Raw genomic sequence first — 19,960 nt, forward strand, 5'->3', positions numbered from 1 at the left:
GGTATCATGTTGACCATTCTGCCGCCCGGCTGCAAGGTTCCAGTTTAATCTGACTTTTGCCGCCAACCTGGTTTGACGCTATCCGCTGTTGGGATTTGACCTTATAATCCCAATGACTTGTATTCAGATAAGATATCGCACTGGATTAAGATGAAAACAATCGAAGTTGATGACGAACTCTATCAGTATATTGCCAGCCAGACGCGGCATATCGGGGAGAGTGCGTCCGACATTTTACGGCGCATGCTTAAAATTTCCGCCGCTTCACAGCCTGTCACCCCAGTTACCAAAGATGTCGTGTCTCAGCAGAGCGTTGTTGCACAAGCAAAACCTGCCGTGACACCGGCAAAAGATAAAGTACGGGCGATGCGCGAGCTGCTGCTGTCCGATGAATATGCGGAGCAAAAAAAGGCGGTTAACCGCTTTATGCTGGTGCTGTCTACACTCTACTCACTGGATAACAAAGCGTTTGCTGAAGCGACCGAGTCGCTGCACGGTCGTACTCGCGTCTATTTCGCGGGTGACGAGCAAACGCTGCTGCAAAATGGCAATCAAACCAAACCCAAACATGTCCCTGGCACTCCGTACTGGGTGATCACCAATACCAATACGGGCCGCAAGTGCAGCATGATTGAACACATCATGCAGTCTATGCAGTTCCCGGCGGAATTGATTGAAAAGGTTTGCGGTACAATTTAACCCTTGCATCAGAAGGACCCGGTAATGGCAAATCACAGCCGTGCAGGCCAACCTGCACAACAAAGCGATTTGATTAATGTCGCTCAGCTGACCGCGCAGTATTACGTTCTGAAGCCGGTTGTGGGCAATGCAGAACACGCCGTGAAGTTTGGTACATCTGGTCACCGCGGTAGCGCGGCGCGCCATAGCTTTAACGAACCGCACATTCTGGCCATTGCTCAGGCCATTGCGGAAGAGCGCGCCAAAAATGGCGTTACTGGTCCATGCTATGTGGGAAAAGATACCCATGCTTTGTCTGAGCCGGCATTCATTTCTGTCCTGGAAGTGCTGGCCGCAAACGGCGTTGATGTGATTATTCAGGAGAATAACGGATTCACGCCAACGCCTGCGGTGTCTAACGCCATTCTTGTGCACAACAAGAAAGGGGGCGCGCTGGCTGACGGGATCGTTATCACGCCATCCCACAACCCGCCGGAAGATGGTGGTATCAAATACAACCCACCTAATGGCGGCCCGGCTGATACTAACGTCACCAAAGTGGTGGAAGATCGTGCTAACGCCCTGTTAGCCGATGGCCTGAAAGGTGTGAAGCGTATTTCTCTGGATGCTGCGATGGCATCTGGTCATGTGAAAGAGCTGGATCTGGTACAGCCGTTTATTGAAGGACTGGCGGATATCGTCGACATGGCGGCGATTCAGAAAGCTGGTCTGAAGCTGGGTGTGGATCCGCTCGGTGGCTCCGGTATTGAATACTGGAAACGCATTGCTGAGCATTACAAGCTGGATCTGACCATCGTGAACGATCACGTCGATCAGACCTTCCGCTTTATGCACCTGGATAAAGACGGCGCAATCCGTATGGACTGCTCCTCTGAATGTGCGATGGCGGGCCTGCTGGCGCTGCGCGACAAATTCGATCTGGCATTTGCCAACGACCCGGATTACGACCGTCATGGTATCGTCACCCCGGCAGGGCTGATGAACCCGAACCATTACCTGGCGGTAGCGATTAACTACCTGTTCCAGCACCGTCCGCAGTGGGGCAAAGAGGTTGCTGTGGGCAAAACGCTGGTCTCCTCTGCGATGATCGACCGTGTTGTCGACGCGCTGGGCCGCAAGCTGGTGGAAGTGCCGGTGGGCTTCAAATGGTTCGTTGACGGTCTGCACGACGGCAGCTTCGGCTTTGGCGGTGAAGAGAGCGCCGGGGCATCTTTCCTGCGTTTCGACGGCACGCCATGGTCAACCGATAAAGACGGCATCATTATGTGCCTGCTGGCGGCGGAAATTACCGCTGTCACCGGTAAAAACCCGCAGGAACACTACAATGAGCTGGCTGCACGCTTTGGTGCACCAAGCTATAACCGTATTCAGGCATCGGCGACTTCAGCTCAGAAAGCCGCCCTGTCCAAACTCTCTCCGGAGATGGTCAGTGCGAGCACGCTGGCTGGCGACCCGATCACTGCACGCCTGACGGCTGCACCGGGTAATGGAGCCTCTATTGGCGGCCTGAAAGTGATGACTGAAAACGGCTGGTTTGCCGCGCGTCCATCCGGTACCGAAGATGCGTACAAGATCTATTGCGAAAGCTTCCTCGGCGCTGAACATCGTCAGCAGATTGAGAAAGAAGCGGTAGAGATTGTCAGTGAAGTGTTGAAAAACGCGTAAGAATGAAAAAGGGAGCCGAATGGCTCCCTTTTTTTTAGCTGTGCTTATTCTTTAACTCGAACCGTGGTGACACCAGACCGTACAGCGTCCAGCCCATAAAGGTGACCATTGCGCCGTAAAGCATTGCTTCCTGGCCGGATGAGTAGAGCGCATAGAAGCTGTAGATTGCCCCAATCAGCGCCACGATATTGGCTGCCCGCGCTTTGCGTGGATCCACCTTCGCCACCTTCTGAATAATCACCAGCGCCGCCATCGACAGAATATACGGAATGATGTTCGTCACGACCGCCAGGTTAACCAGCACGTTGAACTGGCTGTTCAGCGACGGGCTAATGGTCATCAGCGATAATCCACTCTGGAAGATGACAATCGCCAGCATGCCCTGCACCGGTGCATCCGCTTTGGTGACGCGGGAGAAGATTTTCGGGAAGTACCCTTCGTCAGCCGAGGATTTAAAGACCTGAGCGATGGTGAACTGCCAGCCGAGGAGTGAACCGCAGCAGGACATCACCATCAGGCCCATGATCACTTTCCCGACTTCTGGCGTGAACATCTGCGCAAAGGCCAGACCAAACGGCGCCGTAGAGTTAGCCAGATCCATGTTTGGCACAATCCCGGCAATCACGTTAGTCGAGACGATATAGATCACCGCCGCGCCCAGCGTTCCGCCGAGGACTGCAATCGGCACGTTCTTCTCAGGGTTCTCAACCACTTCCGCATTCGCGCAGGCAGATTCCAGACCGAGGAAGGCCCAAAGCGTCATGGCAATGGAAGAACCCACTGCGGTAAAGAACGGTACATGGTGAGGGTTCCAGGAGTTCGCGTACAAGGTCGGGCTGAACCAGAACCAGCCGATGATGCACAGGCCAACAACCGGGATAATCACGCCCCAGACGGTGATGCTGCTGAGCTGTCCGGTGATACGCGCGCCGCCAAAGTTAGCCACGGTGCAGATCCACAGCACACCGATGGTCGCCAGCCCAATTTGTACCGGGCTCAGCGTGGCACCAAACAGCTCCGTACCGTAACCCACGGCGGAAATGGCAATCGCCACGTTGGCGATCAGCAATGACACACCATAGGTATAGTTGGCCATAAAGTTGCCTGACTTACCAAAGGCGTATTCTGCATAGCCCCCCATCCCGCCTGACTTGCGGCTGAACATCCCGCATTTGGCAAAGGCCCATGCCAGTGCCATTGACCCTACGGCGGTCACCAGCCAGGAGATAATCGAAATGGTTCCCACTTCTGCAAGCTTGGTCGGCAGCATGATGATCCCTGACCCCATCATGTTAACCATGGTAAGGATGGTCAGCTGCACCACGCCCATTTTGTTGGATTTACTCATAATTTCTCTCCTTTCAGCAGTGCAGGCTGAGCGGTGGGTTGTTTGATGACGTTGCAGCGAACCTCTTTGCGCCCTTCACACTCCTCGACATACACGCCCTGCAGTTCCGGTGCGAAGCCAGGCAGAAGGTTGATGCCTTCTTCCAGTGCGGCAAAGTAGCGCAGTACGGAACCGCCCCAGACTTCCCCTGGGACAACACACAACACTCCTGGTGGATAAGGGAGTGCGCCTTCGGCAGCGATGCGACCTTCCGCGTCGCGCAGGGACACCAGTTCAACTTCACCGCGCAGATAGGCGTAGTTCGCATCTTGTGGATTCATCATCACGCGTGGGAAGTGGGATTTGCGGAACATCTCTTTTTGCAGCTGTTTCACGTTGTGACGGGCATACAGGTCATGCATCTCCTGGCAAATCTGGCGCAGGGTGTAATCTGCGTAACGCTCAGGATGTTGTTTGTAAAGAGAAGGCAGGACGTCTTTCAGCGGAACATCGCTCTCGAGCAGTTTTTCGAAGCGCACCAGCTGTGCTACCAGTTGTTGCAGCTTGCCCATATCCTCCGCAGGGGTGAGGAGGAACAGGATCGAGTTGAGGTCGCATTTCTCCGGCACAATGCCGTTTTCACGCAGGAAGTTGGCAAGGATTGTGGCAGGTACCCCGAAATCCTCATACTCGCCGGTACGCGCGTTAATGCCTGGCGTGGTCAGCAGCAGTTTGCACGGGTCGATAAAATATTGATGTTCGGCGTAGCCCTCAAAAGCATGCCAGTTCTCACCGGGAACAAAATGGAAGAAGCGCAGATCGGTAGCGATTTCCGACGTCTCCCAGCTTTCCCACGGACGACCATCCACCATATCTGGCACGAATGGACGCAGATACTGGCAATTCTGCAGGATCAGCTTACGCGCTTCGATACCGGTGACCACGCAGTCCATCCACATGTTGCGGCCACTCTGGCCTTCATGCATGCGGGCGTTGATATCCAGTGCGGCAAACAGCGGATAGAATGGGCTGGTGGAGGCGTGCATCATAAAGGCATTATTCAGACGCTTGTGGGGCACATAGCGCTGTTGACCTTTGATGTGGCTGTCTTTCTTGTGGATCTGCGAGGTTTGCGAGAAGCCAGCCTGTTGTTTATGCACGGACTGGGTCACCAGAATGCCCGGGTCGTTTTCGTTCAGTTCCAGCAGCAGTGGAGAGCAGTCGGCCATCATCGGAATAAACTGCTCGTAACCTACCCAGGCTGAGTCAAACAGGATGTAGTCACACAGAGGGCCAATCTTATCTACCACCTGACGAGCGTTATAAATGGTGCCATCGTAAGTACCTAGCTGGATTACCGCCAGGCGGAACGGACGTGCATCACGCGCTCTGCCTGGTGCGACTTCTGATACCAGCTCGCGCAGATAACTCTCTTCAAAGCAGTGGGCGTCAATACCCCCGATAAAGCCGTACGGGTTACGCGCGGTTTCCAGATAGACTGGTGTTGCACCTGCCTGGAGGAGGGCACCGTGATGGTTCGATTTATGGTTGTTACGGTCAAACAGGACCAGGTCGCCAGGAGTGAGCAGGGCGTTAAGCACTACTTTGTTGGATGATGACGTTCCATTCAGCACGAAGTAGGTCTTATCGGCATTAAAGACTTTCGCCGCATGTTGCTGCGCAATGCACGGCGCACCTTCATGGATCAGCAGATCGCCCATCGCCACGTCGGCGTTGCACAGGTCGGAACGGAAGAGCGTTTCACCAAAGAAATCGACAAACTGATTACCGGCAGGATGGCGGCGGAAGAACTGGCCGCCCTGATGCCCCGGGCAGTCAAAGGCGCTGTTACCCTGTTTCACGTAGTCGACCAGGGCGCGGAAAAACGGCGGTCGCAACTGGGTTTCATACTTCTGGGCCGCCGCTTCCAGTTGACGTCCATAATAGTCGTTGCTGGTGTCTGAGTGTTCGAAAACGCCGTGAATGCGCGATAAATAGTCTGCCGGGATGATCTCTTCTTTGTGCGTTGCGACAAAAACAGGAATGCCAAACCCGGTGGCTTCTATTTCTTCCAGAATGCCGCTGGAAATATCGCTGACCGCCAGAACAATAGCGGCAACATCAATATAATCAGAGGCTCTGACATCCACGAGTTCACGCTGAGTGGTAAAGCAATCAGGGCATGCACGGCTGGCTGCGATTTTTAAATTTTTCATCTTTATCTCTTTATTTTAGGTAATAGAAGTCCCTCGATTCCTTGTAAAAAAGAAATCGATAATTTCCCGGAAAAAAAGCAAAGGGTGACCGCTGATTAAAATCAGTGAGTTGCTTTTTGATGATTGAAATTCAGTCTGCCCGGTTGCAGATGCGTCTGAATTAAGATGAATAAGCGCACGGGTTCACAGGCAATTGCCTGTAAATAAATGAGTTTCAGGATGACCTGTAAGCGGGTGCGCCAGAAGTCGAAGGACTACCGGGCATTAAAGAGATGAAAGTCAAAGCAGTTTCGGTGGGCAAACATCATGATATGTGTTGTCCGCCTTATATGGGGCATTAAACGATTGTTGTTTTCCATGTTTCATTTTCCTTTCAGTAATTGAAAGCATGGTCATTCTATCCAGGAAAGGGCTATGAACTGTGAAGAAGATCACCATTAACCGATCAAATCAGAAATAAATATTCGTTTTTGATGAATATCGCAGATCAAAATGCTGATTTGTTGGTTATGCGTTAATGGGTTGTGTTATTAATGTTTTGAATGGGCAAAAATAAGACGGAAAAATAACCATCGGGTTATTTTTCGAATATTTAATAAGTGAGCTTAGTTTTATTTATAAATAAAATGAATAGTTATTCAAAGCATAAACCGATAACCGATACCGGTTTCAGTTAATAAATGACGAGGGCGAGCGGGGTCGACTTCGAGTTTCTGACGAAGGTGTCCCATATATATGCGTAAATAGTGACTATGCTCCACGGCATTTGGCCCCCACACCTGGCTGAGTAGCTGGCGTTGGGTGAGCACCTTCCCGTGGTTATTGAGCAACACGGCAAGCAGTCGAAATTCTATTGGGGTGAGATGGATCTCCTCCTCACCGTGCACAATGCGCCGGGCGGCAAGGTCAACCTGGATATCACCAAACGTGTACGTGGGATCGGCGGGCGTGGTGGCGCTGTGGCGACGCAGCGCCACGCGAAGGCGAGCCTGTAGTTCGCCGATCCCAAAAGGTTTTATCAGATAGTCATCCGCCCCGGCATCCAGCGCCGCGATTTTATCCGTCTCTTCAGTACGGGCGGAGAGCACGAGAATCGGCATCTGGCTCCACTGGCGGACTTCGCGGATAAAATCAATGCCGTCACCATCCGGCAGACCGAGATCGAGGATCACCAGGTCCGGCTTACGGGTGGCGGCTTCAATTAAACCCCGTTGAAGCGTACCCGCATCATGAACGCGCAGGCCATCTCCTTCCAGCGCAGCGCGCAGAAACCGGCTAATAGCGATCTCATCTTCAACAATCAGAACGTTAATCACAAATCCTCTGGCAATTCATTAAGTTCCGGCGGAGTTTCCAGAGGAAGTGTAACACAAAAACGCGCCCCCCCATCCGGACGATTCTCTGCAGAAATGGTCCCGCCATGGACATCAATAATTGCCTGGCAAATGGCCAGCCCCAGCCCAACCCCCGGAATGGCCGACTCCTTATTGCCACGCGCGAATTTTTCGAAAATGGCCAACTCTTGTCCGGCAGGAATACCTGGCCCGGTATCCCAGACTTCAAGGCGAAGCGTCCGATCTTCCACCGTCGCATCGACCCCAATCCGGGCTGTGGGTCCCGCATACTTACCGGCATTTTCCAGCAGGTTGATCAGCACCCGTTCAAACAGCGGACCATCAACGTGAATTAAGGTAAGCGGTTCGGGCATGTTCAACGCAATATGACGCCCGCCAAGGCCAGGCTCCAGCATTTTCAGCGCGCTGCCTACCACCTCTTCGAGCGTGAGCCACTCTTTTTTGAGGTTAAATCCGCCTGACTGAATACGCGCCATATCGAGCAGGTTATTCACCAGCCGCGTGGTATTCAGGACATGCTGGCGGATCTCGCTGGCCTGAAGGGCATGTTTAGAGCCTTCTGCCGCCAAATCCAGGGTCAGGATTTCTGACTGACCAAACAGTACGGTGAGTGGGGTCCGCAGATCGTGAGAGAGCGCCGCAAGCAATGAGTTACGAATACTCTCACGCTCGCTTGCCAGACGAGCCTGTTCTTCGCTGGCAGTCAGCGCCAGCCGTTCCAGCGCGCTGGCAACCAGCAGCGTAAAGGTTTCCAGCAGTCGTTGCTGCTCAGGGATCATCAGTTGACGCAGATTTGACGGCTCAACGATAACCAGCCCCTGGTTTTTATCTGCACTTCGCAGAGGCAAAATTTGATAAGGCACGCCGGGCAGGGTGTCTGTCCCCGCGCCCGCCGGTAACCCCTTGTCAAAGCTCCAGCGCGCGATGGCTTCGTCCCAGGGCGTCATGCCTGTGGCCGACGTCAGTGGGCGCAGCTTGCCGTGTTCGTCCGGGAGTAAAATCAGGTTGCTGGCATGAAACGTCGAGCGGATAAACTGCTCGCTGGTCTGCACGATATCCAGCGGCGTGCGACCCACCGCCAGCGATTTCGACATCTCATAGAGATGACGCGTGCGTTGTTCGCGATAACGGGCAATACGCGCCTGATAGCGCACGCCCGCCGTCAGATTACCGATCACCAGCCCGACGGTGAGCATCACGGCGAAGGTGAGTATGTACTGTACGTCCGAAACGGCAAGCGTTCCGCGGGGGGCAATAAAGAACAGATCAAAGCTGATAACGTTGATAACCGTCGCCAGTACCGACGGCCAGCGTCCGTAAAAGAGTGCCACAACCACCACGCCAAGGAGGTAGACCATCACCAGGTTGGCGGCATCAAACGCAATCAGCCACTGGCTGGCAATCACGGTAATCAGGGCACAAAGCACGACGGCGACAAAGCAACCGCGAAGCTGAATGCGCCATTTATCGCTAAAGGTGCGGCTGTCTGGCGCGCGAGTCGGTAAGGGGGTGGGTTTGTCATCCAGTGCAACGATCACCAGATCCAAATCAGGCGCGCGGCGAGCCAGTTTGTCAGCAAAAGATTCGCGGCTAAACCAGCGACGGTGCTGGCGACGACCAATCACAATCTTCCCCAGGTTATGTTCGCGCGCGTAGCGCAGAATAGCTTTATCTTCCTGAGGATCGGAAAGGGTCGCCGTTTCCGCGCCCAGCTCCTGGGCCAGGCGCAGCGAACTCAGAATTGCCCGGCGTTGGTTTTCTGGTAGCGCGTGTAGCTGCGGCGTTTCGACATACACCGCATGCCAGACGCTGCCAAATTTGGCCGCAAGGCGAGCGGCGGTGCGGACAAGTTTTTCATTGCCGCTGCCGTGACCAATACACAGGAGGATGGCATCCCGCGTATGCCAGACGCGTTCCTGGCCCTGCAGGTCACGCCAGGCACGCATCTGATCGTCAACACGGTCAGCAGTTCGGCGTAAAGCCAGTTCGCGCAGGGCAATCAGGTTGCCTTTGCGAAAGAAATGTTCGATGGCGCGCTCGGCCTGGCCGGCGATATAGACTTTGCCTTCGTGCAGACGCTGGCGCAAATCATCAGGCGGAAGGTCGACCAGCACCACCTCGTCCGCGGAATCGAAGAAGGGGTCAGGCACCGTCTCGCGCACCTGAATGCCGGTGACGCCGCTCACCACGTCGTTCAGGCTTTCGAGATGCTGAACGTTAACCGTCGTGAAAACGTCAATACCGGCTTCAAGTAACTCTTCAACGTCCTGCCAGCGTTTTGGATGGCGTGAGCCTGGCGCATTGCTGTGCGCCAGTTCGTCCATCAGGATAAGCGCAGGACGCCGGGCGAGGGCGGCATCGAGATCGAATTCGGTGACTAACCGACCACGATGGCTGATGCGTCGGGGCGGCTGGGTAGCCAGCCCCTTCAGCAGCGACGCCGTCTCTTTACGTCCGTGGGTTTCCACAACGCCGATCAGAATATCGAGCCCCTGCGCCCGGAGCCGCTGGGCTTCCGTCAGCATGGCGAAGGTTTTCCCGACCCCCGCACAGGCGCCGAAGAAGATTTTCAATTTGCCACGATGGGCTTCAGCCGTCTGTTCTAGCAGCCTGTCCGGATCCGGGCGCATGGGCTCGTCGGTCATTTAGTTTTTCCTTAGCGCGTCCAGCGCCAGATTCAGCTCAACAATATTTACCACAGGCATGCCGATGAAGCCGACCAGCGGCTTTTGCGTGTGCTCTGCAACCAGCTGGCTGACCTGCTCGACGGTCAACTGACGGGCGGCGGCGACGCGCGGGATCTGCCATGCCGCCGCTGCTGGCGTCAGGCTGTAGTCCAGCCCGCTGGCAGAGGCCGTCACCAGTTCCACGGGAACCTCGCGGCTGGCCTGAGGATTGGCGCTGCGCAGGGCTGCCACGCGTTCAGCGACGGCTTTGTCCAGCTCTGGGTTGCTGCCTGCCAGGTTGCTGCCACCGGAAGCCATCGGATTATACGGGCTTTCGGCAGTGGCAGAAGGGCGTCCCTGGAAGTAACGGGCATCCGTAAAGTTCTGTCCAATCAGGCGCGAACCGCGGTTTTCACCGTTTTGCATAATCAGCGAGCCATTGGCCTGATCCTTAAACCACCACTGGCCCAGCGCGGTGGTCACCAGCGGATACAGTCCGCCAGTAATAAGAGACAGCAGAATAAACAGAAGTATAGCGGGGCGTAACATCGTCATTTGAATCACCTTTTAAACCAGGCCGAATAGCGTCAACAGCAGGTCGATAACCTTGATACCGATGAAGGGCACCACCAGTCCGCCCAGGCCGTAAATCCACAGGTTGCGGCGCAGCATGGCGGCCGCAGTGAGTGGTTTATAGCTCACGCCTTTCAGCGCCAGCGGGATCAGGAAGACAATAATCAGGGCGTTAAAGATCACTGCGCTCAGAATGGCCGAGGCCGGAGAGTGCAGGTGCATCACGTTCAGCGCATTCAGTTGTGGGTAGGTCGCAGCAAACGCGGCCGGAATAATGGCGAAATACTTTGCCACGTCATTGGCGATACTGAACGTGGTCAGCGAACCGCGCGTCATCAGCATCTGTTTGCCGATGTGCACCACTTCAATCAGCTTGGTCGGGTTAGAGTCGAGATCGACCATGTTGCCCGCCTCTTTGGCTGCCTGGGTACCGGAGTTCATCGCCACTGCCACGTCGGCCTGCGCAAGGGCAGGGGCATCGTTGGTACCGTCCCCGGTCATTGCCACCAGACGACCTTCTGCCTGATACTGGCGGATCAACGCCAGCTTGGCTTCCGGTGTGGCTTCGGAAAGAAAATCATCGACGCCCGCTTCGGCGGCAATCGCCGCGGCAGTAAGACGGTTGTCCCCGGTGATCATCACCGTTTTGATCCCCATTTTACGCAACTGGGCAAAACGTTCTTTGATGCCGCCTTTGACGATGTCCTTCAGGGCAATCACCCCCAGAACATGAGCCCCCTCAGCCACTACCAGCGGTGTGGCACCCTGACGGGCAACGCTCTCAACCAGGTTGTCTACTTCCGGTGGGAAATGACCGTTGTTGGCTTCAATATGACGACGAATCGCATCAACGGAACCTTTACGGATCATGCGATCCTGAATGTTAATCCCACTCATGCGGGTTTGCGCCGTGAAGGGCACGAAAGTGGCATGCAGGTTCTGAACGTCGCGCTGGCGCAGGTTAAAGCGCTGCTTAGCAAGAATCACAATACTGCGGCCTTCCGGCGTTTCATCGGCAAGGGAAGAGAGTTGCGCGGCATCTGCCAGCGTTTTTTCATCCACGCCTGGAGCGGGTAAGAAATCTGACGCCTGGCGGTTGCCGAGGGTGATGGTCCCGGTTTTATCCAGCAGCAACACATCCACGTCGCCGGCGGCTTCAACGGCACGTCCACTGGTAGCGATGACGTTGGCACCGAGCATACGGCTCATCCCGGCCACGCCGATAGCCGACAACAGGCCGCCAATCGTGGTTGGGATCAAGCAGACCAGCAGCGCCACCAGAACGGTAATGGTCACTGCAGTGCCTCCGTAGGCGGAGAATGGCCACAGCGTCGCGGTTGCCAGCAGGAAGACGATCGTCAAGGCCACGAGCAGAATGGTCAGTGCGATTTCGTTAGGTGTTTTACGACGCTGCGCGCCTTCCACCATGGCGATCATCCGGTCGAGGAACGTTTCCCCCGGGTTAACGCTACACTGGATCACCAGCCAGTCGGAGAGAATGCGCGTCCCGCCCGTCACGGAGGCGAAATCGCCGCCGGACTCACGGATAACCGGCGCGGATTCACCGGTGATGGCGCTTTCATCCACTGATGCGCCGCCTTCAATCACTTCACCATCACAAGGGATAATGTCGCCGGCTTCCACCAGTACCACATCGCCCTTACGCAGTTCATCCGCCGGAACGTGATCCATCTGCGCACCGTATCTCGGTTCACGCAACTTGCGCGCGAAGGCAGTCTTTTTTACCCCTTTCAGGCTGTTGGCCTGAGCTTTACTCCGACCTTCCGCCAGTGCTTCTGCAAAGTTGGCAAACAGCACGGTAAACCACAGCCAAAGGCTGATGGCGCCGGTAAACATCGTATTTCCCGGCATGTGGCCCGTTCCCATGGCAATCGCCAGGGCGGTGGTCAGAACACTGCCCGCCCAGACAATAAACATCACCGGGTTGTGCCACTGGACGCGCGGACTCAACTTTTTCACCGCATCCATAAGCGCCTGGCGAACTAATGACGGTTCGAGCAGGGCCAGTTGTTTACGACTCATGACAATTTCTCCGCAAAATCAGCGTAAAGAGAGGAATTCCGCGACCGGGCCTAACGCGAGGGCGGGGATAAAGGTCAGGGCGCCGACCAGCAACACGGTGCCTGTCAACAGGCCGATAAACAGCGCGCCGTGGGTCGGTAATGTACCAGTGGTGGTCGGTTGAATTTTTTTACTCACCAGCGATCCGGCAATGGCCATGACCGGCACAATGACGCCAAAGCGACCAAAGAACATGCAGAACGCCAGCAGGCAGTTCCAGAAAGGCGAGTTGGCGCTTAAGCCGGCAAAGGCGCTACCGTTGTTGTTAGCCGCAGACGAGACGGCATACAGCACTTCACTGAAGCCATGGATACCCGGGTTAAAGATGCCGCTGCGTCCGGCTTCGGTCATCAGCGCCAGCGCGGTGCCGAGCAGCACGAGGGCAGGGGTGACCAGAATCGCCAGCGCGGTTAATTTCATCTCGCGAACGTCGATTTTTTTACCGAGGTATTCCGGGGTGCGGCCAATCATCAGACCGGCAATAAACACCGCCAGCAGCACAAACAGCAGCATGCCGTAAAGACCTGAGCCCACGCCACCAAACACCACTTCGCCAATCTGCATCAGCCACATTGGGATCATGCCACCCAGTGCCGTAAAGGAGTCATGCATAGCATTTACCGCCCCGCAGGATGCCGCCGTGGTGACGACGGCATACAGGCTACTGGCGAGAATGCCAAAGCGGCTCTCTTTACCTTCCATGTTGATTGCGCTATCAGCACCCAGTGAGAGGAAATGCGGATTACCCTGCCATTCTGCCCACATGACCAGCGCAACGCAGACCACGAAGATCAGCGACATAGTCCACAGCAGTGTGCGTCCCTGACGGCGATCGTTGACCACGTCGCCAAAGGCAAAGCAGAGTGCGGCAGGGATCAGGAAGATCGCCAGCATCTGCACGTAATTGGTCAAGGCGGTAGGGTTTTCAAACGGATGAGACGAGTTGGCGTTAAAGAAGCCGCCACCGTTCGTTCCGAGCATCTTGATGGCTTCCTGTGATGCCACCGGACCCATCGGCAGGAGCTGTTTTGCACCTTCCAGCGAGGTATAAGATGCATAAGGCAGCAGGTTTTGCAGGGTGCCTTGCTGAATAAAGAACAGCGCGATCAGCAGCGCAATGGGCAGCAGGATCCACAGCGTGATGCGCGTCAGATCCACCCAGGCATTTCCCAGCGTACTGATTTTTTGACGTGCAAAAGCACGCGTCAGCGCGAAGATAACGGCGATACCAGTGGCGGCCGAGAGGAAGTTCTGCACGGTTAAACCGACCATCTGGCTGAAGTAGCTGAGCGTGGTTTCACCGGAATAGGACTGCCAGTTGGTGTTGGTGACAAAGCTGACTGCCGTGTTCAACGCAAGGTGCCAGGACAGACCCGGTAACTGCTGCGGATTGAGCGGCAGAATACCCTGCAACATCAGCATGGCAAAAAGCGCAATAAGGCCAACGATATTCAGCAGCAGAATGGCTGTCAGATATTGACGCCAGTTCATTTCCTGATCACGTACTCCCAGTACACGCCAGATCCCTTTTTCAACGCTTCCCGTGCCCGGCAAAGGTACGTTGTTGATCAGCCGTGCCAGTCCTGTTCCCAGTGGCCTTGCCAGAACGAACAATACCACTAAGAAGCTGGCAATAAGCAAAAACGCCTGAGCAGCCATCAGAATGCCTCCGCATTAATCAGGGCATAGACCAGATAACCCAATAACAGGAACACCAGCACGATGCCGGCAATAAGACCTGCACTCACAATCCACCTCCGGGTGACTTTTGTTGTTGTGTTAACGGTAGGATTTCTGGCGCAAAGATTTCGCAAAAATGGGGAGGGCGGGTGTAAAAAAAGTATAAAAATGACAAAGCCCACAATTTAACTATTGATAAGTAAACTGTTAACTTTTTTGTAACTTAATTACGGCGCGAGTGTAAATTTTCACTAAACGGACAAAAATAAGTGGTCGGATGAGTAGTAAAATTACAAACAAAGCGATATTATTTTATCCAGGTCACAGATTTTGAATTTTCCGGATGACGTTTCCGGCCAACTATAGGGGAGAAAAATATGGATCTTTATAAAGAGTTTCCGGCTCATATCGTTTTCATGCGTCGCACTTTCGCCGTAGTGGCTGGTGTGCTGGCGCTGCCGGTGATGCTGTTCTGGAAAGATCGTGCACGTTTTTACAGCTATCTGCACCGCGTCTGGGCGAAAACCAGCGAGAAGCCGGTGTGGATGGACCAGGCCGAGAAAGCGACCTGCGATTTCTACTGATACAAAGATTACACACAGCAATAAAAAAACCGCCAACAGCAATGTGGCGGTTTTTTTGTCCCTCGGGATTCGCGGTCCGTTGGGTGGTTTTCAAGCTCTCACACAGAGGTTTCCAAGCATACTTCTGCAAGTCTAATATTCAAATGCTTAGATCATAAATATATTCTTAAAAACCATTTTAATGGATTACGCTTCGTTTGTGTGGAGATTACTATGCAGTGTCCCTTTCCGCCATCTCGCAAATGGGCACCAGTCACGGGAGAGGTATTTCCACAACCGTGAGTCAGGCTCCACACAGAGCTTGTGTCCACCGACTTATCACCGGTGGTGAACGGTGGAGCGGTTAGCTGCAGGGACCGCATAATGAAACGCTATATATGCATCGCGTTCATTGTCGCCAACGTACTCGTTGTAAAAAGTGATGAACCGGATGCGTTTGTTGCTTTAACCACGATAGCGCAGGACAAGTAGCGTTAAGGCCGCCCCGGGCGGCCTTTTTTATTTCATCGCGTCTACACTTCATGGCAAAGTACATAAAAGCCTGCACCATTTTCTCTTTGGTGGCATGGCCTTTCGGACATAATGGATATTTGCCTGGAGTTTTATGCCCACCCATCTGGTTTGGTTTCGCGCGGACCTGCGCGCACATGACAACATCGCACTCGCGGCGGCCTGTCGCGCCAAAGACGCTAACGTACTGGCTCTGTTTATTGCCACGCCCGGGCAGTGGCGGCAGCATGATATGGCTCCCCGCCAGGCGGCCTTGCTCCGTGCCTGGCTGAACGATCTGCAGCACTCGCTGGCCGAAAAAGGCATTCCCCTGATTTATAGAGAGGTGAGTGACTTTGCCGCACAGCTTCAGACGGTACAGGAGATCTGTCAGCAGAACGAAGTCACACATCTTTTTTATAACTATCAGTACGAACTGAACGAACGTCAGCGAGATCGCCAGCTGGAGTCAATCCTGAAGGATGTTCAGTGCCAGGGATTTGATGACAGCGTGATGCTGGCACCGGGCAGCGTCATGACCGGTGGTCATGAAATGTATAAAGTGTTTACGCCCTTTAAAAATGCCTTTATTAAACGTCTTAAAGAGGCACTGCCGGAGTGCGTGGTCGCTCCTGCAGTCCGGGGCGACGTGATAGCGGATCTGCCTGAGCTGACATTTAACTATCCCCAGCAGGCATTCAATGCACTTCTGTTCCCCGAAAACGAGAAATCTGCTATCGCGAAACTGCGCCAGTTTTGCAAACAGGGCGCGGGCGAATATGACACGCGCAGGGATTTTCCCGCTATTGAAGGAACCAGCCGTTTATCGGCCTGTTTAGCGCTGGGTGTCCTTTCTCCGCGCCAGTGTTTGCACCGCCTTCTGGCCGAACAACCTCAGGCGCTGGACGGAGGCGCGGGCTCAGTCTGGCTTAACGAACTTATCTGGCGCGAATTCTATCGCCATTTGATGACGTATCACCCTGATTTATGTAAGCATCGGCCATTCATTCCCTGGACCGATAACGTAAAATGGCAGCATAGCGAGACGCTTTTACAGGCCTGGCAGAAGGGAGAAACGGGCTACCCAATTGTTGATGCCGCGATGCGCCAACTGAATGAAACCGGGTGGATGCACAACCGTCTGCGGATGATCGCCGCCAGCTTCCTGGTGAAAGATCTGCTTATCGACTGGCGTATCGGGGAGCGCTATTTTATCTCTCAGTTGATCGATGGCGATCTGGCGGCGAACAACGGTGGCTGGCAGTGGGCGGCCTCTACCGGCACCGATGCGGCACCCTATTTCCGGATTTTTAATCCAACCACCCAGGGGCAAAAATTTGATGCTGAAGGTGCGTTTATTCGCGCCTGGGTACCTCAACTGAAGGATGTTCCCGCCAAAGCGATTCACGAACCGTGGGTCTGGGCGGATAAACAGCGCGTCACGCTGGATTATCCTCGTCCGATTGTTGACCATAAACAGGCGCGCGTCGCCACGCTGGCGGCGTACGAAGCCGCCCGTAAAGCTTAAGAGAATCATGATGAAAAATAGCGAACTGGAAAGCCTGATTAACGAAAAACTGAACAGTGCCTCCTTCAGCGATTATGGCCCGAATGGGCTTCAGGTTGAAGGACGTGAAACGGTACAGAAAATTATCACCGGTGTGACGGCAAGCCAGGCGCTGCTGGACGAGGCTGTCCGTCAGGACGCAGACGCGGTGATTGTCCATCACGGTTATTTCTGGAAAAACGAATCGCCGATTATTCGCGGAATGAAGCGCAACCGCCTGAAAACGCTGCTGGCAAATGACATCAACCTGTACGGCTATCACCTGCCACTGGATGCACACCCGGAACTGGGAAACAACGTCCAGCTCGCACAGCTTCTGGGAATTACCGTTATGGGTGAGATTGAACCTCTGGTGCCGTGGGGCGAACTGGCGATGCCGGTTCCGGGTCTGGAGCTGGCCTCCTGGATTGAAGCGCGTCTGGGGCGTCGCCCATTGTGGTGCGGTGATACCGGACCGGATCTGGTTAAACGTGTTGCCTGGTGTACCGGTGGCGGACAGGGCTTTATCGACAGCGCTGCCCGCTTCGGCGTCGATGCGTTCATCACCGGCGAAGTCTCAGAGCAGACGGTTCACTCTGCTCGTGAGCAGGGTCTGCACTTTTACGCGGCAGGCCACCATGCCACTGAGCGCGGTGGCATTCGTGCCCTCAGTGAATGGCTGACGGAAAATACCGAGCTGGATGTGACCTTTATTGATATCCCCAACCCGGCCTGATGAGAGGTGATTAAGTGCAGCGAGCGCGTTGTTATCTTCTGGGGGAAACCGCAGTCGTACTGGAGCTTGAACCCCCGATCACGCTAGCCACACAAAAGCGTATCTGGCGGCTGACGCAGCGTCTGGCCGAGATCCCTGAAGTGGTGGAAACCATTCCAGGTATGAATAACATCACCGTGGTACTGCGTAATCCGCACACGCTGACCCTCGATGCCATCGAACGTTTGCAGCGCTGGTGGGAAGAGAGTGAGGCGCTGGAGCCTGACTCCAGAACGATTGAGATCCCGGTCGTTTATGGTGGTGCGCAGGGGCCCGATCTCTCTGTGGTGGCTGAACACTGCGGCTTAACGGAAAAGCAGGTCGTTGAGCTGCACGCCTCCGTTGATTACGTTGTCTGGTTTTTAGGATTTCAACCGGGCTTTCCGTATCTGGGAGGACTCTCTTCAAGGCTGTATACGCCGCGTCGCGCCGAGCCTCGCCTGAGTGTGCCAGCAGGTACTGTTGCGATTGGCGGTGAGCAGACCGGCATTTATCCACTGGCATCACCGGGTGGCTGGCAGCTTATTGGACACACGTCCACGCCGTTATTTGAACCCGGGCAGGAATCGCCGGTTCTCTTGCGTCCAGGCGATACCCTTCGCTTTATCCCGCAGAAGGAGGGGGTATGTTAACGCTTATTCGCGCCGGGCTTTACACCTCCGTTCAGGATGCAGGCCGCTTTGGTTTGCGCCAGTCTGGCGTCAGCTATTGTGGTGCGCTGGACAGGCCTGCACTGGAGATTGCTAACGTGCTCGTGGGCAACCCCGGCAATACGGCTGCGCTTGAAATTACGCTCGGTCAATGTGTCATTGAGTTTGCTCAGGAGACATGGTTTGCCTTAACCGGAGCGGGGTGTGACGCCACGCTGGATGGCAAAGCCGTCTGGACGGGCTGGAGATTGCGGGCGAAAGCCGGGCAGCGTTTGACGCTTAAACGACCTCTGCACGGCGTCCGGAGCTATCTTGCGGTCGCGGGCGGCATTGATGTACCGGAGGTCATGGGGTCTTCCAGTACCGATCAGAAAGCGGGTATCGGTGGGCATGAAGGACGTTTGTTGCGCGACGGAGATCGTCTTGCGATTAAACCTTCAGGCCGCCATTTCTCTACGACGCTGGGCGTAAAACAGCTATTGTGGGGAAATCAAATCCGCGCGTTGCCCGGACCGGAATATCAGGAGTTTGATGAGGTTTCTCAGGAGTCTTTCTGGCGTTCACCGTGGAAAATAAGTCCGCAAAGTAACCGCATGGGCTATCGTCTTCAGGGGCAACCGCTGACCCGTACCACCGACCGGGAATTGCTTTCCCACGGTTTATTGCCCGGTGTCATTCAGGTACCGGGTAACGGTCAACCCATCGTACTGATGAACGATGCGCAGACGACGGGGGGATACCCGCGAATTGCCTGCATTATTGAAGCCGATCGCTACCATCTGGCACAAATCCCTCTCGGGCAGCCGATTCATTTTGTGCAATGTTCGCTGGAGGACGCGCTAAAAGCGCGTCAGGATCAGCAGCGTTATCTGGAACAACTGGCGTGGAGGCTTGATGGCAAAGATTGATTTAAACGCCGATCTGGGCGAGGGCGGGAGTGCCGACGCGGAGCTGATGACACTGGTCTCTTCGGTCAATATCGCCTGCGGCTTTCATGCGGGCGATGCGCAAACCATGCTCGCAAGCGTGCGTCGAGCCATCAATAATGGCGTGGCGATTGGCGCTCACCCGAGCTTCCCTGACCGGGAGAACTTTGGTCGCACCGCGATGAGCCTGCCGCCTGAGACGGTCTACGCTCAGGTGCTCTACCAGATTGGCGCGCTGGAGGCGATGGTTCGCGCCGAGAAGGGCGCGCTGCGCCACGTGAAGCCGCACGGCATGCTCTATAACCAGGCGGCAAAAGATCCGGCGCTGGCAGATGCTATTGCCCGTGCGGTAAGAGACTGCAATTCACAGCTGATCCTGGTGGGTCTGGCAGGCAGCGAGCTTATTCGCGCCGGCGAGCGTCTGGGGTTAACCACGCGGCAGGAGGTCTTTGCCGACCGGGGTTATCAACCCGACGGCAGTCTTGTACCGCGTACGCAAGCCGGTGCGCTGATAACGGACGAAGGTAAAGCGTTGGCCCAGACGCTGGAGATGGTGCGCGCCGGGCGGGTCACCGCCGTGGATGGCACATCGGCGCACGTTCAGGCTGATACGGTATGTTTACATGGTGATGGCGAGCATGCGCTCCAGTTCGCGCGCCGCTTGCGGGCAGCGTTCTCTGAGGAGGGCATCCTTGTCAGCGCAGACTAATCATGAAAGGACAGAAAA

17 protein-coding genes are annotated in these 19,960 nt (G+C 55.0%); 8 read left to right on the forward strand and 9 right to left on the reverse strand.

Going from position 1 to position 19,960, the window contains the following annotated elements:
- Positions 1-150 precede the first annotated feature (150 nt).
- Both seqA and pgm read left to right on the forward strand, forming a co-directional pair.
- On the forward strand, positions 151-699 hold the full coding sequence (gene seqA / locus AAHF05_RS06055; RefSeq protein ID WP_108090591.1) for a replication initiation negative regulator SeqA: 549 nt from the start codon (positions 151-153) through the stop codon (positions 697-699).
- Between the two features lie 24 nt (positions 700-723).
- Complete coding sequence (pgm, locus tag AAHF05_RS06060; protein ID WP_028019452.1) at positions 724-2,364, forward strand: phosphoglucomutase (alpha-D-glucose-1,6-bisphosphate-dependent); 1,641 nt, start codon at positions 724-726, stop codon at positions 2,362-2,364.
- Between the two features lie 34 nt (positions 2,365-2,398).
- Here the strand turns inward: pgm and potE are convergent, their stop codons facing one another.
- The 9 genes from potE to kdpF all read right to left on the reverse strand — a co-directional run bounded on the left by potE (position 2,399) and on the right by kdpF (position 14,331).
- Positions 2,399-3,712, reverse strand: coding sequence for a putrescine-ornithine antiporter (gene potE, locus AAHF05_RS06065; RefSeq protein ID WP_014831099.1), 1,314 nt, complete (start codon positions 3,710-3,712; stop codon positions 2,399-2,401).
- Positions 3,709-5,907, reverse strand: coding sequence for an ornithine decarboxylase SpeF (speF, locus tag AAHF05_RS06070; RefSeq protein WP_028019451.1), 2,199 nt, complete (start codon positions 5,905-5,907; stop codon positions 3,709-3,711). The genes potE and speF overlap by 4 nt, the downstream gene beginning before the upstream one ends.
- 254 nt (positions 5,908-6,161) lie before the next feature.
- Positions 6,162-6,266 carry a leader peptide SpeFL gene (gene speFL / locus AAHF05_RS06075; RefSeq protein ID WP_003858645.1) on the reverse strand — a complete coding sequence of 35 codons (105 nt, stop codon included), beginning with the start codon at positions 6,264-6,266 and terminating at the stop codon, positions 6,162-6,164.
- A gap of 279 nt (positions 6,267-6,545) precedes the next feature.
- Positions 6,546-7,223 (reverse strand): two-component system response regulator KdpE, encoded by a 678-nt coding sequence (gene kdpE, locus AAHF05_RS06080; protein WP_129323564.1) that lies wholly within the window; start codon positions 7,221-7,223, stop codon positions 6,546-6,548.
- Positions 7,220-9,907 (reverse strand): two-component system sensor histidine kinase KdpD, encoded by a 2,688-nt coding sequence (gene kdpD, locus AAHF05_RS06085; RefSeq protein WP_129323563.1) that lies wholly within the window; start codon positions 9,905-9,907, stop codon positions 7,220-7,222. The genes kdpE and kdpD overlap by 4 nt, the downstream gene beginning before the upstream one ends.
- Positions 9,908-10,483, reverse strand: coding sequence for a potassium-transporting ATPase subunit KdpC (gene kdpC, locus AAHF05_RS06090; protein ID WP_129323562.1), 576 nt, complete (start codon positions 10,481-10,483; stop codon positions 9,908-9,910).
- A 12-nt stretch (positions 10,484-10,495) separates the two neighbouring features.
- The gene (gene kdpB, locus AAHF05_RS06095; protein WP_129323561.1) at positions 10,496-12,544 is read right to left on the reverse strand and encodes a potassium-transporting ATPase subunit KdpB; all 2,049 of its coding nucleotides are present in this window, start codon (positions 12,542-12,544) and stop codon (positions 10,496-10,498) included.
- An 18-nt stretch (positions 12,545-12,562) separates the two neighbouring features.
- Entirely contained in the window at positions 12,563-14,242 is a 1,680-nt protein-coding gene (gene kdpA / locus AAHF05_RS06100) for a potassium-transporting ATPase subunit KdpA (RefSeq protein WP_129323560.1), read from the reverse strand.
- The gene (gene kdpF, locus AAHF05_RS06105; protein ID WP_014069365.1) at positions 14,242-14,331 is read right to left on the reverse strand and encodes a K(+)-transporting ATPase subunit F; all 90 of its coding nucleotides are present in this window, start codon (positions 14,329-14,331) and stop codon (positions 14,242-14,244) included. The genes kdpA and kdpF overlap by 1 nt, the downstream gene beginning before the upstream one ends.
- A 309-nt stretch (positions 14,332-14,640) precedes the next feature.
- On the opposite strand from kdpF, the gene AAHF05_RS06110 reads away from it, so the two are divergent.
- The 6 genes from AAHF05_RS06110 to pxpA all read left to right on the forward strand — a co-directional run bounded on the left by AAHF05_RS06110 (position 14,641) and on the right by pxpA (position 19,942).
- On the forward strand, positions 14,641-14,847 hold the full coding sequence (locus AAHF05_RS06110) for a YbfA family protein (RefSeq protein WP_028019445.1): 207 nt from the start codon (positions 14,641-14,643) through the stop codon (positions 14,845-14,847).
- Between the two features lie 604 nt (positions 14,848-15,451).
- Positions 15,452-16,864, forward strand: a complete 1,413-nt coding sequence (gene phrB / locus AAHF05_RS06115) for a deoxyribodipyrimidine photo-lyase (protein WP_129323559.1) — start codon at positions 15,452-15,454, stop codon at positions 16,862-16,864.
- A gap of 10 nt (positions 16,865-16,874) precedes the next feature.
- The gene (locus tag AAHF05_RS06120) at positions 16,875-17,618 is read left to right on the forward strand and encodes a type 2 GTP cyclohydrolase I (protein ID WP_028019443.1); all 744 of its coding nucleotides are present in this window, start codon (positions 16,875-16,877) and stop codon (positions 17,616-17,618) included.
- Positions 17,619-17,632: 14 nt separating this feature from the next.
- Positions 17,633-18,289, forward strand: coding sequence for a 5-oxoprolinase subunit PxpB (gene pxpB, locus AAHF05_RS06125; protein ID WP_374936445.1), 657 nt, complete (start codon positions 17,633-17,635; stop codon positions 18,287-18,289).
- Positions 18,283-19,215, forward strand: a complete 933-nt coding sequence (gene pxpC / locus AAHF05_RS06130) for a 5-oxoprolinase subunit PxpC (protein ID WP_129323558.1) — start codon at positions 18,283-18,285, stop codon at positions 19,213-19,215. Before pxpB ends, pxpC begins: the two co-directional genes overlap by 7 nt.
- Positions 19,202-19,942, forward strand: coding sequence for a 5-oxoprolinase subunit PxpA (gene pxpA, locus AAHF05_RS06135; RefSeq protein WP_129323557.1), 741 nt, complete (start codon positions 19,202-19,204; stop codon positions 19,940-19,942). The genes pxpC and pxpA overlap by 14 nt, the downstream gene beginning before the upstream one ends.
- Positions 19,943-19,960: the final 18 nt, after the last annotated feature.

The sequence above is a fragment of the Enterobacter adelaidei genome (assembly GCF_041937165.1).
Lineage (GTDB): Bacteria > Pseudomonadota > Gammaproteobacteria > Enterobacterales > Enterobacteriaceae > Enterobacter > Enterobacter adelaidei.